This window comes from Clostridium sp. DSM 17811 (assembly GCF_018861905.1).
In the GTDB taxonomy this organism is placed as follows: Bacteria; Bacillota; Clostridia; order Clostridiales; family Clostridiaceae; genus Clostridium_AD; species Clostridium_AD frigoriphilum.
Map to the genome: position 1 here is coordinate 110,459 of NZ_JAHLDU010000009.1, position 14,482 is coordinate 124,940.

General features: G+C 30.9%; 14 protein-coding genes and 1 riboswitch. Of the genes, 7 read left to right on the forward strand and 7 right to left on the reverse strand.

What is annotated here, in order from left to right:
- Nucleotides 1–293: 293 nt before the first annotated feature.
- The 3 genes from KPL44_RS13010 to KPL44_RS13020 all read left to right on the forward strand — a co-directional run bounded on the left by KPL44_RS13010 (nucleotide 294) and on the right by KPL44_RS13020 (nucleotide 2,873).
- Nucleotides 294–875: a 5-formyltetrahydrofolate cyclo-ligase gene (locus KPL44_RS13010; protein WP_216250910.1), complete on the forward strand. Its 582-nt coding sequence runs from the start codon at nucleotides 294–296 to the stop codon at nucleotides 873–875.
- A 48-nt stretch (nucleotides 876–923) separates the two neighbouring features.
- Entirely contained in the window at nucleotides 924–1,670 is a 747-nt protein-coding gene (locus KPL44_RS13015) for an HAD-IB family hydrolase (protein WP_216250913.1), read from the forward strand.
- 123 nt (nucleotides 1,671–1,793) lie between these two features.
- Nucleotides 1,794–2,873, forward strand: coding sequence for a GGDEF domain-containing protein (locus KPL44_RS13020; protein WP_216250915.1), 1,080 nt, complete (start codon nucleotides 1,794–1,796; stop codon nucleotides 2,871–2,873).
- A gap of 83 nt (nucleotides 2,874–2,956) precedes the next feature.
- On the opposite strand, the gene KPL44_RS13025 is transcribed toward KPL44_RS13020, so the two are convergent.
- From KPL44_RS13025 to ribD, 7 genes are all read right to left on the reverse strand, one after another.
- Nucleotides 2,957–3,433 carry a hypothetical protein gene (locus KPL44_RS13025; RefSeq protein WP_216250918.1) on the reverse strand — a complete coding sequence of 159 codons (477 nt, stop codon included), beginning with the start codon at nucleotides 3,431–3,433 and terminating at the stop codon, nucleotides 2,957–2,959.
- Nucleotides 3,434–3,546: 113 nt separating this feature from the next.
- Nucleotides 3,547–3,747: a hypothetical protein gene (locus KPL44_RS13030; RefSeq protein WP_216250920.1), complete on the reverse strand. Its 201-nt coding sequence runs from the start codon at nucleotides 3,745–3,747 to the stop codon at nucleotides 3,547–3,549.
- Nucleotides 3,748–4,737: 990 nt separating this feature from the next.
- Complete coding sequence (ribH, locus tag KPL44_RS13035; RefSeq protein ID WP_216109154.1) at nucleotides 4,738–5,199, reverse strand: 6,7-dimethyl-8-ribityllumazine synthase; 462 nt, start codon at nucleotides 5,197–5,199, stop codon at nucleotides 4,738–4,740.
- Nucleotides 5,200–5,280: 81 nt separating this feature from the next.
- Complete coding sequence (locus KPL44_RS13040; protein ID WP_216250924.1) at nucleotides 5,281–6,474, reverse strand: bifunctional 3,4-dihydroxy-2-butanone-4-phosphate synthase/GTP cyclohydrolase II; 1,194 nt, start codon at nucleotides 6,472–6,474, stop codon at nucleotides 5,281–5,283.
- Nucleotides 6,467–6,610 (reverse strand): hypothetical protein, encoded by a 144-nt coding sequence (locus KPL44_RS13045; protein WP_253201758.1) that lies wholly within the window; start codon nucleotides 6,608–6,610, stop codon nucleotides 6,467–6,469. Before KPL44_RS13045 ends, KPL44_RS13040 begins: the two co-directional genes overlap by 8 nt.
- A gap of 36 nt (nucleotides 6,611–6,646) precedes the next feature.
- Nucleotides 6,647–7,297: a riboflavin synthase gene (locus tag KPL44_RS13050; protein WP_216250927.1), complete on the reverse strand. Its 651-nt coding sequence runs from the start codon at nucleotides 7,295–7,297 to the stop codon at nucleotides 6,647–6,649.
- A gap of 34 nt (nucleotides 7,298–7,331) precedes the next feature.
- Nucleotides 7,332–8,426, reverse strand: coding sequence for a bifunctional diaminohydroxyphosphoribosylaminopyrimidine deaminase/5-amino-6-(5-phosphoribosylamino)uracil reductase RibD (gene ribD / locus KPL44_RS13055; RefSeq protein ID WP_216250930.1), 1,095 nt, complete (start codon nucleotides 8,424–8,426; stop codon nucleotides 7,332–7,334).
- Between the two features lie 262 nt (nucleotides 8,427–8,688).
- Nucleotides 8,689–8,802: riboswitch (FMN riboswitch) on the reverse strand.
- 131 nt (nucleotides 8,803–8,933) lie between these two features.
- Between ribD and KPL44_RS13060 the strand changes: the two genes are divergently transcribed.
- From KPL44_RS13060 to KPL44_RS13075, 4 genes are all read left to right on the forward strand, one after another.
- Nucleotides 8,934–9,746, forward strand: a complete 813-nt coding sequence (locus tag KPL44_RS13060) for an amino acid ABC transporter substrate-binding protein (protein ID WP_216250931.1) — start codon at nucleotides 8,934–8,936, stop codon at nucleotides 9,744–9,746.
- A 78-nt stretch (nucleotides 9,747–9,824) separates the two neighbouring features.
- A complete protein-coding gene (locus KPL44_RS13065) occupies nucleotides 9,825–10,466 on the forward strand; it encodes an amino acid ABC transporter permease (RefSeq protein ID WP_152753206.1) in 642 nt (213 codons plus the stop codon).
- A 253-nt stretch (nucleotides 10,467–10,719) separates the two neighbouring features.
- A complete protein-coding gene (locus KPL44_RS13070; protein WP_216251098.1) occupies nucleotides 10,720–11,460 on the forward strand; it encodes an amino acid ABC transporter ATP-binding protein in 741 nt (246 codons plus the stop codon).
- Between the two features lie 324 nt (nucleotides 11,461–11,784).
- Nucleotides 11,785–14,442, forward strand: a complete 2,658-nt coding sequence (locus KPL44_RS13075; RefSeq protein ID WP_216250933.1) for a family 43 glycosylhydrolase — start codon at nucleotides 11,785–11,787, stop codon at nucleotides 14,440–14,442.
- Nucleotides 14,443–14,482 lie beyond the last annotated feature (40 nt).

The following is a 14,482-nucleotide window of genomic DNA, read 5'->3' on the forward strand; positions in this document are numbered from 1 at the left end:
TATGTTAACTCACCGCCTCAAACTTGTCTTTAAATATATTATACCATAAACATAATTCAAATAAACTCCCCACCTTAGCTTGTAATATATGGATTTAACACTAAGTATTATATTAAATTTTCCTTTACTATTTCTAATATCCTTATACTGTTTAATCCTTTCACTGCCATAAGATGTTATAAATTGCATATATAAAAAACATGTGTTATACTGATAAAAAATTTACAGAATTTAAGTTTTTTTGAAGTATCATTTTTCTATATATATAATGTACTAATTTATGGGAGGTACTTATGAAAGATACCCTTAAGAATAATTTAAGAAAAAATATGCTCATTATAAGAAAAAATATGACTGATCAAAGTGTATCCGCTTTTAGTTTGAAAATTATGGACACAATTATCAGCTTACCGCAATTTATAAATTGCAAAAATATAATGTTGTACATGAGTTTTAATAATGAAGTGGATACATACAATCTTGCTACGTGGTGTCTTAACAATAATAAAACGGTGATTGCACCATATTGCATAAAATCCAGTCATAAAATAGTACCTTTTATAATAAATAACCTTACAAATGATCTTTCTAAATCTACCTTTGGTATTATGGAGCCAAAATATGATATATTAATGAAGGCAAATATTGAAAATATAGATTTAATAATAGTTCCTGGTGTAGTATTTGACGAAGATTGCAATAGAATTGGTTTCGGTGCTGGTTATTATGATAGATTTCTATCTATGAAAGCAAAGGACACGATTGCTATTGGCATAGCTTATGACTATCAAATAATTGATAAAGTTCCAACTGATGAGTATGATGTGCCGCTTAATTTGATAATAACTGAAAAAAGAATAATATCTTTGAAATAGAAAATTATAAGCATTCTTGTAACATAATTACTATATTTTATTATACTGATGTTGGAGGTGATCCCTTTGGAAAAGAAAATAGCTGCTTTTTTTGATATTGATGGCACCCTTTATAGGGAAAGTTTAATGACAGAGGTATTCAAAAAATTAATTAAAAGCGAACTAATAGAAAATGATAAATGGTACAAAGAAGTAAAACCCTATTATGTTAAATGGGATAAACGAATAGGAAATTATGATAATTACCTACTTAAAATGGCTGATATTTATACCGAGGCTATAATTGGACTTCATAGGTCTCAAATTGAGTTTATCGCTAGTCAAATTATAAAACAAAAAGGAGACAGGGTTTATACCTATACTCGTGATAGAATTAAGTGGCATAAGAGTCAAGGCCATATAATTATCACCATATCAGGTAGTCCCATCGAGCTTGTACGTGAAATGTCTATAAAATATGGATTTGATGATTACGTAGGAACAAAATATGAATTGAACGAACATAATATGTATACTGGTGGCATTGTTCCTATGTGGGACAGCGTTAGTAAAAAAGCTTCAATAGAATACTTTGTGGATAAATATAATATTGATTTGAATAAAAGTTATGCTTACGGAGATACTTCAGGAGATTTCACCATGTTAAAATTAATTCGTCACCCTGTAGCTGTAAACCCTACCAAAGAACTTCTAATAAATATTCTAGACAATAAGGAGTTAAAAGAGAAGATTAATATAATGGTAGAAAGAAAAGATGTTGTTTATAGGCTGCTTCCAGAACATATCCACATATAACTTTTTCTTTATTTTCGATAAAATATACTTTATTTCACCAAAATACTACTATATAATATTATATAGTAGTATTTTATTTTTTGGAATTATCAAACTATATTTTATTTTAAAAGGAGTTATATTATGTTAAAAGATTTATTTATTAATTCGACAATACTAATCTCTTTTATTTTTATAATTAGCCAAATATTTAAAAATGAAATTTTAAGCTTATCAATATCATATAAATACAAATTTTTATTTGGACTAACTCAAGGAGTCCTAGGTATTATATTAATGTTATTTACCATCCACATTAACCCTAAAGTTATTATGGATCTTCGACATATTCCAATACTACTTGCAGCTTTTTATGGTGGTGGATTTGCCTCAATTATTGCTGGCATCACCATTGCACTATTTAGGATTAGCTACTTTGGCGTTAGTACCCCCGCTATAATAGCATCTATTAATATGCTTAATGTTGCAATTGCTTGTGCTATTATATCAAGGATGAATTTAAAAGGATTTAGAAAATGGATGTATATGAACATTATAAGCTCCTTATTTATTACTTCTACATTCTTATTAATTATTAAAAATTCAATAATACTTCGCAATACTCTTATTTATTTTTGGATAGCTTCTATAATTATTGGAACTCTAGCATATTATATTTCAAACTACATGAATATTTCAATCAAATTACTTGATAGATTAGAACATGAGTCAACTATAGATTTTCTTACTGGCTTAAGTAACGTTAGACAATATGATAATGCCCTAAATACATCTTTTTTAAATGTTAGAAATAGAAACGAACACTTATCTATTCTTATAATAGACATAGATTTTTTTAAAAAAGTAAATGACACTTATGGTCATTTGGCTGGTGATGCCGTATTAAAACAATTAGGGATTGTATTATCTACCTCTTCTAGAAGTTTTGATGTTGTATCTAGAATAGGAGGCGAAGAATTTTCTGTTATATTACATGATTGTCCAACCAATCAATCCATGGAAGTTGCAGAGCGCCTAAGATCAGACGTTGAACTCAATGAATTTATTCTCCCAGATGAAACTAAAATTAATATATGTGTTTCCATAGGCTCTGCCACCTACCCCGATAACGTAAACAATTTAGAAAACCTAGTTCATGAGGCTGATACTGCATTATACGCTGCTAAACATTCTGGAAGAAACAAAGTATGTCATCCAGAATAACTTTGCAATGAAAGTTCACTAATACGTTGCTAAACAATTAATAATTTTTAAGAGAAGCTAAATGACTTCTCTTAATTCATAAGTTATTTTCTCATCATAAATACTTCCTTATAATTTATATCCTTGTATACTCTCTCCAATTCATTAATAAGTTTTGCGTCTTTATAGTCGTACACAGATATAGCAGTGTCTGTACCCCTTTCATACAAACATAACTGATTTTTAGATACTTGAATTGAATATATATATTTACCCGTGTCATCTCTTAACCGAATATCATAATCACCATTATTTACTTCTTGATTACCTTCTGTACAACTTAGTGTCTTAATATACTTCACTATACTTTCCATATCTTGTTTTTTTGTAACTGTTTTTATTCTACCTAATTCTTTATTTTCACTTCTTATAGTGTAATTTGAAAATTCAATACTTTTAGCTGAGGCTATTGGAATATTCTCAAATGGCGTTACCATTTGTTTACTCTCTTGTTTTGCACATGCAGTAAGTAAAAAAATTAACCAAACACTAATTACAATAAGTATAAACCTCTTTTTCAAAACAGCCACCCCCCCTAAATTTTGTATTTTTGAGTAACCTTATCTAATCATACAGCATATCACTATAATTATTCAATTATTCAACAAAAATATATAAAAATTGCTTCTCTAACTTAATTCCTTTTTCCCTCTTTAACCTGCACATAAAAAGATACTACTGTCGCTACGAGTATAACAAGGCATACTAAGTCATAAAGAATAGAAAACATTGCAGATTTAGGACTATTATCAAAAATACCCCTAAAAAAAAGCATAAAATTAAGGCATAAACTTAGAATCAAAGCTAAGTTTATAGTATATTTCTTTTTAACCAAAAGTCGCACCTCCATATATATTAGTTAAATTATATCATTATTGGGAATCTTGTGTATATATTTTTAAAAATGGAATAAATAATTTAAGTCTAATTTCAAAATTCAAGGTAGTATATTATAGATATACAGATACTTCAAATCAACTTAGGGGTACATAACAATGTTATGTACCCCTAAGAATATTTTTGATACCTGTTTAAAATCGTATTTATTTCAAGTATGTAATTTCTCCGAAGGGCTTGCACTATGAAATATAGAACCTATTGAAATTCAATTTAGAAATTCTTTTTTTACGAATATAAAATTCTCGTAATCTTTCCAGCGATACAAGCAATGACTGAAAATTTCAGTATGTATTTTCTCCAAGTGACTTGCAATAGAAGTGCAGTAACTATTAAATTTTCATTTAGAAATTCTTCTTTTACGTATATGAAATTCTCGTGAGACTCACAGGGATACAAACAATGACTGATAATTTAGTATGTAATTTCTCCGAAGAACTTGCTATACGAGACGCAGAAGCTATTGAAATTTGATTTAGTAATTCTTCATTTGCGAATGTAAAATCCTCGTAATCTTTCCAGCGATACAACCACTGACTGAGAATTTAGCATGTAATTTCTCCAAAAGACTTGCACTATGAAATGTAGAAGCTATTGAAATTCAATTTAGAAATTCTTTTTTTACGAATATAAAATTCTCGTAAGACTCACCGGGATACAAACAGTGACTGATAATTTAGTATGTAATTTCTCCGAAGAACTTGCTATACGAGACGCAGAAGCTATTGAAATTTGATTTAGTAATTCTTCATTTGCCTATATAAAATTATCGTAAGCTTGCCAGGACGGCAAGCTAGCGAACCTGAGGCAGGACGCCGAATGTGAGCGTTAGATAATATTATATTTGCAAATGATTAGAATTACTTAACCAAATTTCCTAGTTTCAAGTTCGTTTGCAAGGTCATAGGAGAAATTTCATACTTTTACCTTATATTTCTTTTAATAAATTCGCCATTTCTATTGCAGTTACTGCAGCATCATAACCTTTGTTACCTGCCTTAGTGCCAGCTCTTTCAATAGCCTGCTCAATATTTTCAGTAGTAAGTACACCAAAAATAACTGGAACTCCAGTCTCAAGTGTTACACTTGCAATTCCCTTAGTAACCTCACCAGATACATATTCATAATGAGATGTAGCTCCCCTTATTACTGCTCCTAAACATATTACAGCATCATACTTACCAGACTTAGCCATTTTTTTTGCAACTAAAGGAATTTCAAAAGCACCAGGAACCCATGCAATTTCAACTTCTTCTTCCTCTACGCCATGACGTTTTAAGCCATCTAATGCACCTGATAATAATTTTCCACCTATGAATTCATTAAATCTTGCTACGATAATTCCGAATTTCAAACCTTGTGCTACTAATTTACCTTCATATACTTTCATCTTTATTCCTCCGATTAATTTATTATTTTATATATTATGTTTTAACTTATTTCTTATTTTAATATTATATTTATTTAACTCCTAATATAAATGACCCATTTTTTCTTTTTTAGTTCTTAAATAAAATTCATCTTTTTCATTATGATTCATAACAATAGGTACTCTTTCAACTATATCAATACCATAACCTGAAATACCAGTTATTTTCTTAGGATTATTAGTCATAAGTCTTATCTTTGTAGCACCTAAAAGTTCCAATATTTGTGTTCCAATTCCATAATCTCTCATATCAACTGGGAATCCTAAAGCTAAATTCGCTTCTGCAGTATCCATTCCTTTATCTTGAAGATTATATGCCCTTAACTTATTTATTAATCCTATTCCACGTCCTTCTTGCCTCATGTAAAGCATGATTCCATTATCCTCTTTTGATATAGCTTTCATTGCTGCATCATATTGTTCCCCGCAATCACATCTCATAGATCCTAATGCATCACCAGTAAGACATTCAGAATGTACCCTAACAAGTACTGATTCACTGCTTTTTACGTCGCCTTTAACTAATGCTACATGATGTTCTCCATTTATCTTATTTACAAATCCATAAATAGTGAATTGTCCATATCTAGTTGGCATTTCTGCCTGCGTAACCATTTCTACAAGGCATTCAGTTTTTCTTCTATAAGCAATTAAGTCAACTATAGTAATTATCTTTAAATCATGTATTTTCACATAATCCATAAGCTGTGGAACCCTAGCCATTGATCCATCTTCATTCATTATTTCGCAAATTACGCCTGCAGGATATAAGCCAGCCATTCTTGCTAAATCCACTGCCGCTTCTGTATGACCACCTCTCTCTAGTACTCCACCCTTTTTAGATGCTAATGGAAATACATGACCTGGGCTATTAAAATCTTTTGCTGTTGAATCGGGGTCTATTACCTTTAATATAGTAGTTGCTCTTTCTGCTGCAGATATACCAGTAGTCGCAGTTGTAATATCAATTGACACAGAAAAAGCTGTTCCATGTACATCAGTATTGTTTACTACCATAGGATTTATATTAAGTTTATCTAATCTTTCTTTAACTATAGGCATACATATAAGTCCACGTGCATATTTTGCCATAAAGTTTATATTTGCCTGAGTAGCTTTTTCGGCAGCTATTATTATATCTCCTTCATTTTCTCTGTCCTCATCATCTACAACAACAACCATTTTTCCATTTTTAATATCCTCTAAAGCTTCTTCAATAGTACTAAATTTATACATTTCTCCACCCCTTATTCATCATTTTCAATGCTGCTATCATTTTCAATGCTGCTATCATTTTCAATGCTGCTATCATTTTCAATGCTGCTATCATTTTCAATGCTGCTATCATTTTCAATGCTGCTATCATTTTCAATACTGTAATATTAACTATCTCTATCCTAATAAAATTTTAAACAAATCCATTTTTCTCAAGGAAATCCATACCAATAGATTTCTTTTCTTTTGGAGTTTCTCTATATTGTAATAATTTTTCAACATATTTTGCCATCATATCACTTTCTAAATTAACCACTTCCCCTATCTTCTTTGTTACTAAAGTAGTTTCACCCTTTGTATGAGGTATAATTGATACTTTAAAAATGTTTTCATCTACATATGCTACAGTTAAGCTAATACCATCAATTGCTATTGATCCTTTATGTACAATATACTTTAATATATCACTAGAAGTTTCCACAGACACCCATGTTGCATTTTCCTCAATTGATAAATCTACAACGGTTCCGAGTCCATCAATATGACCACTTACTATATGACCTCCCAGTCTATCGCTAGCCCTAAGTGCCCTTTCTAAATTAACGCCTGACCCTTGTTTTAGTCTTCCTAGATTACTGCATCTCATAGTCTCTGCCATTACATCTACGCTAAAGCTATTTTGATTAAATTCTGTTACGGTAAGGCACACTCCATTAGTGCAAACACTATCACCAATTTTCATGCCACTCATAATCTCTGTTGCATTTACAGTAATTCTTGCAGACTTAGTCCCCTTTGCTATAGATTTTATCTCACCAATTTCCTCGATTAAACCTGTAAACATCATTTCACCTCCCTTGTAACCATTAATTAATGATTTACTTTTTGACGTAAGCTTCTATCATAATGTCTTCGTCGAATCTAGTAACCTTCGTATCTTGCAGCAAAATAGAATCTTTTACAAAATTGATTCCCTTTCCACCTACTGTAGTTTTACCCGAAGTTCCTCCAAATATTTTAGGGGAAATAAAAGTAATAACTTTATCAACAATACCCTCATCTAATGCAGAATAATTTAATGTACTTCCACCCTCAAGTAGAATACTATCTATTCCCATCTCACCAAGTACTTTCATCAAATAGTTTAAATTAACCCATTTATTTTCACTAGGAGTTACGATAACTTCAGCTCCCTTTTGTTTAATAGCGCAGATTTTAGTATCACTTGCAAACTTTGTTGTAACAATAATAGTTTTCGTTTTTTCATCACATTTTAATACCTTCGAATCTAGAGGCACTTTTGCTGTGCTGTCTATAATTATTCTTATTGGGTTTGTGCTTATTTTACCTTCTCTTCTTGTGGTAAGCTCTGGATTGTCACTTAAAACAGTCCCAATTCCCACCATAATTCCACTTACTCTATTCCTTAATTCATGCACAGATGCTCTAGATTTTTCATTACTTATCCACTTTGAATCCCCAATTGTTGTTGCTATCTTACCATCTAATGTCATTGCAGTTTTCATAATACAAAATGGTTTTTTCGTTGTTATATATTTTATAAATATTTCATTTGTTTTTCTTATTTCATTCTCAATTATTCCTGTAATAACCTCTATACCCGCTTTTCTAAGGATTTCTACTCCTTTACCTGCAACTAGTGGATTAGGATCTATCATCCCGACTATAACTTTAGCTATTTTATTTTTAACAATAGCCTCTGCGCAAGGTGGTGTTTTACCATAGTGTGCACAAGGTTCTAGTGTTACATACATTGTTGCACCTTCCACATCCTCTTTTGCATTTGCAAAAGCATTTACTTCAGCATGTGGCCCACCAAAATGTTCATGGTATCCTTCACCAATTATTCTATTATCTTTTACAATAACTGCACCAACCAGTGGATTAGGGTTTACGAATCCTAATGCTTTCTTAGATAACTCAAGTGCTCTGCTCATATAATAACTATCCAAATTATCACCTTCCTAATTATATAATTATGACATCTCTCTTCATAAATATTTCTTTTCTTAGTATGTATAACTTTAGTCAAATAAAAACATATAAAATAATAAAAGCCCTGAAAACAATGTTTTCAGGGCTTAATAAGCTAATTATATATCTAATCAAACATCATAAAATGCTGCTTACTAAATATATTAGAATTAAAATACAAAAGTGTTTTTATAACTACCTTATATAGTTTATAAATAAAAATCTTTTATATCTATCATCGTTCTCCTTCTCTCATCCAGACTTTACTGTCGGCTCTGGAATTTTACCAGATCTACCTTTCGGCTCGCGGGCTATACCGCCGGTGGGGAAATTAACCCTACCCTGAAGGATCTATTCAATTTTCAATTTTAGAATAACACTTTGCTATTTTAGTGTCAAGTAAATATTTACACAACTATTTTCAATTTTCGCTTTACAATGTTAACGTGATAAAGTAAAATGATATTAATAGGAATCATAAAGGAGTGTTCAAAATGAAAATTAAATTTAAATTATTAACGATGGCAATACTTTCAACTGTTATTTTAACTGCATGTGGAAACACCCCTACAACTGATAATTCACTTACAGATATAAAAGCTAAAAAAGAACTAGTGGTTGGTCTTGATGATAATTTTCCACCAATGGGATTTAGAGATAAAAGTGGTCAAATAGTAGGTTTTGATATTGACATTGCAAAAGAAGTCGGCAAACGAATGGGTGTTAAAGTTACCTTTAAACCTGTAGAATGGGACGGCATTATATTGAGTTTAAACAATAAAGATATTGATCTTATATGGAATGGATTAACCATAACAGATAAAAGAAAAGAACAAATTGCTTTTTCTAACGTATATGTTCAAAACAAACAAATAATTATTGTAAATAGTAAATCAACGATATCCAAAAAAAGTACTTTGACTGATAAAACTGTAGGATTACAACTTGGAAGTAGCAGTGAAACTGCACTTGCTAAGGATACTACTCTTTCTAAATCAGTAAAAGAAATTAAAAAATATTCAAACAATACAGAGGCACTACTCGATTTAAAAGCTGGGCGTATCGATGCTGTTGTAGTAGATGAGGTAGTCGGAAGATACTATGTTAGCAAAAAACCTGGCATGTATAAAGTGCTTAATGAAAATCTAGGCGTGGAAGATTATGGAGTAGGTATCAGGAAAAATGATACAGCTCTTACTACAGAAATAAATAAACAACTAGAAGCAATAAAAAAAGATGGCACTTCCAATACTATTTCAAAAAAATGGTTTGGTAAAGACATTATTTACAAAAAATAAATTACTACTCAAGCATTCTTTCTTTAGGATGCTTGAGTTACTAACAATAATATTGATTATTTTAAAGGAGTGTTATATTTGGCTAATTATATAGACATTACATCTTATATTCTAAAAGGGGGTCTCCTTACAATTGAGGTATATGTTGCAACAATAATATTTTCTATACCTCTTGGAATACTAGGTGCATTAATTAAAGTTTCAAGTTTAAAATTACTTAACAAAGCTGTGGACATTTACACTTGGTTATTTAGGGGAACCCCATTACTTCTTCAACTTTTTTTCACATATTTTGGACTACCCATTATCGGAATAAAACTTTCCCCTTTCGTTGCCGCCGCTCTTACCTTTTCTTTGAATTACGGAGCTTATTTTACTGAAATATTTAGATCCGGCATTCAATCTATAGATAAAGGACAATATGAAGCCGCCAAAGTATTAGGCATGAGTTATAGACAAACTATGACAAAAATAATACTACCCCAAGCTTTTAAACGAATAATTCCACCTATGTGTAATGAGGGAATTACTCTAATAAAAGATACAGCTTTACTCGCTGCAATTGGACTTCAAGATATACTAAGAGCTGCTAGAGAAATTGTAACTCGAGATTTTACAATTACCCCTTTTATTATTGCCGCAATAATATATTTAATATTTACTTCTGTAGTTGTAATGGCTTTTAAAAAGCTTGAAAAGAAATACTCAGTTTACGAATAAAAGAAAAAAGTATATATTACTAGTAATACTTTCATTTCACTAAGAACTACTAATTATATTTTAATTAAGCTACTAAAAAACATAAACTCGCTATCGCTCAAACATATGTTTTTCTTAACGTAGCCTAATTAAAATATAATAAGAAGTTCTAAAGCTTATTCAAATGCATTATACGTAATATATACTTTTTTTGCGTTTAAAAATAATTGTCAGCAAAGAAGAATCTAAAACGGAATTGAAGGATGGTGCTAATATGGATTTTCTTAAGATATCTAATATAAATAAAAGTTACGGTGAGAACCAGGTTTTAAAAAATGTATCCCTAAATCTAAAAAAAGGCGAGGTAATATCAATTATCGGCCCCTCTGGTTCTGGAAAAAGTACACTACTTAGATGCATAAGCTCCCTTGAACATATGGATGGTGGACTTATAGAATTCAATGGTGTTACTATTGCCAAGGCTCAAGAGAAAATTAATAATGTCGAAGTTATTAATGCTTATAAAAAAATAGGTATGGTATTTCAAAACTTTAATTTATTCCCTCACAAAACTGTGCTAGATAATATAATTGAAGCTCCTATTATAGTAAATCATATAGACAAAAAATCTGCTATAGAAATTGCAAAAAAACTACTTGTAAAAGTTGATTTATTGGATAAAATTGATGCTTATCCTTGCACCCTCTCTGGTGGTCAAAAACAGAGAATTGCTATCGCTAGGTGCCTTGCTATGAATCCTGATTTAATTCTATTTGATGAGCCAACCTCTGCATTAGACCCTAAACTTGTAAGCGAAGTATTAAAGGTAATAAGGTCTCTTGCAGTGGATAAAATATCTTTAATAGTAGTTACTCACGAAATGCAATTTGCTAGAGAAATATCAGATAAAATTATATTTATGGAAAATGGAGAGATATTAGAAAACTCCACTCCGGAAGTTTTATTTACTAATCCTAACAACGAGAGAATAAAACATTTTTTGAGTTTGTCATAAAAAAGCATATAAAGAAAACAGTAAGTCTAATTAATAAGGCTTACTGTTTTTTTCGCTAAAAATATGTGGTTATAACTTTAAATTCCCGGGAAATATCCTTTTTTCATTATTATTTTACAAACTTAAAATAAAATGACATACCTATTTTTTAGCATCAATTGATTATAAAGTAAGAGGTTTTAAATTGTAAAAATTAACTAAAAATCATGTTGATTTTGTGAACAAGTGGTGATATAGTTATTTTATATAAATATAAAACGTTTTATATTTATATAGACTTATTAGTCTTGATACAATTATATAATAAAAGTAGGGGGGTTTTTAATGAAATGTAAACGATTTAAAAAAATGTTCTCATGTTTTATGACAATGAGCATGATGGCCGCCATGTTAACTTCACCAAGCGATGTGTTAGCATCTGAGACAAATAATATAGGGACATTAAAAGAAGCTAAAACCAGGGTGTCTGTCCATGATCCTTCTATTGTAAAAGATGGCAACAAATATTATGTTTTCGGTTCTCATATTGAGGCAGCAAAATCAACAGATTTAAAAAATTGGACTAAATTCACTAATGGCTACACTACTCCGAGTAATGTGTTATTTGGAGATTTATCAAAAAATTTAACTGGTTCTTTTGCTTGGGCTGGTGAAAACGATGGTGACTGTTTAGGCGGACATTCCGTATGGGCTCCATTTGTTTTCAAAAACGAGAACTATGTAAACAGCAATGGAACAAAAGGCGCGTATATGATGTATTATTGTACATCTTCTACGTATAAACGTTCAGCTATAGGATATGCTGTATCCCAAAAGATTGAAGGGCCATATACTTACGTGGATACCATTATGTATTCTGGTTTTACTAAAAAAACTGCCCATGATACTAATAGTGTAATTGATACAAAATATACTAATACAAATATTCAAAAACTTATAAATAATGGCAAATTAGTAGGTCCTAGTCCTAATTGGTTTACAAGTGATGGGTCCTACAATACTAGTAATTCTCCAAATGCAATAGATCCTGCTTTGTTTTATGATGCTAATGGAAAACTTCATATGGTATACGGTTCTTGGTCTGGTGGAATTTTTGAACTTGATATGGATGACACCACCGGTAAGGCAATTTATCCTGGTAAGGAAGGAACTTCGTCAGGCGGAAACACTATTGACAGATATTTTGGAACAAAAATAGCTGGTGGATATACAAATTCAGGTGAAGGGCCATTTGTTGTATATGATAATAGTACAGGATATTATTATTTATATGTAACTTATGCAGGGTTAAGTGCAACAGGTGGTTATAATATAAGAATGTTTAGATCAAAAAGTCCAGACGGTCCTTTTATAGATGCCGCAGGAAATAATGCTGCATTAAAGAGTCAAATGGATAATTCCTCAGTTGGAATTAAACTTATGGGCAATTACAAATTTAGTTGTTTAGATGTTGGATACAGATCTTGTGGTCATAATTCTTCATTCATTGATTCAGATAAGCAAATGTACCTTATTTATCACACAAGATTCGATAATGGTACAGAAGACCATGAAGTAAGAGTACATCAAATGTTCAAAAATGAAGATGGATGGCCTGTAGAAGCACCTTATGAATATAATGGTGATATTATTTCTAAAAATGGGTATTCAATGGATGAAATGTCTGGTACTTATGAATTTATTAATCATGGTACTTCTAATAGCGGGGCTTCAATGCTCAGTACATTATCAGTAAATTTAAAAAATAATAATACTATAGCTGGTGATGTAACAGGAACTTGGAGTAGTAATAATGGCTCATATTACATGAAGATGCTTATTGGTGGAGTAACTTATAAAGGGGTATTCTTTAAACAAAATGATGAATCTAAATCTAACTCAAAGATAATTACATTCAGCGCTATTGGTAGCAATAACCAATCTATTTGGGGTAGTAAGATGGAAACGGATAATCAAACAGTTAAGTATGAAGCTAGTCGTTTACAAGATAAGATTCCAAGTAGCACGAAATTAGATATAACATTACCTAAATCAGGTGTTTATGATACAAAAATTTCATGGACTTCAACTAATCCTAGTGTTCTTGATAATACAGGAACAGTAAATGTGCTTGATAATGATGTTGATGTTACACTAACAGCTCAAATATCTAAAGGAAAAGTCGTAACTACTAAAAAATTTAAGGTGAAGGTAAAGGGGAGAATTAATAAACTTAATGTGACACCGACTTATAAATATGACTTTAATATATCAAGTGGAGGCACTGAAGTTTTAAATAGTGGAAGTAAAACAGGAAATTCAACATTAGTTGGTTCTGCATCAATTTTCGAAGATAATCAGAGGGGTAAAGTACTTCAGATAAAAAATGTTGATAAAGCAGTAAAAACTAATTATTTAGCTTTGCCAAGTGATACTTTTAAGGGAATAACAACGGACGGTTATACAGTAGGTATGTGGGTAAATGTAGATACTACGGACCCTAATTACTTAGAGCATAGTGCCTTGTTTGAAGGAAACGCAGGAGGTCAAAATAAATTTCCTATTACAAGAATAAGTGCAAACTTATTTGGCAGAATTAATTCTAATGGAACATGGGCAGATGCCACAAATATTACAACAGGATTAACAGCAAATACATGGCAATATGTAACTTATACAGTTAACTCAGCAGGTATTCATGTATATTTAAATGGTAATGAAGTTGGCTCTTCATTAAAGGATTTAACAAAATGTTTTGAATCAGATTTCCTTTCAAATATTACAGATGTTAGAGTGGGTAGTGGTAATATTTGGGGCGATAGAGATATATCTTCTGCTAAATTTGACGATGTATCTATATATAATACTGCATTAACTGCTGATAACGTAGAAGCACTTTACTCTATGGAATCTGAAACAGCAACATCAGTAGCATCAGGAATAGTAAGTAGTCTGCTTTCACTATTAGGCATAGCCCTTAGCTGTCTTAGGCCTAGCTTGTAAATATAATTCAACATATCCAGGGGTTACTATTTGGGCCTCT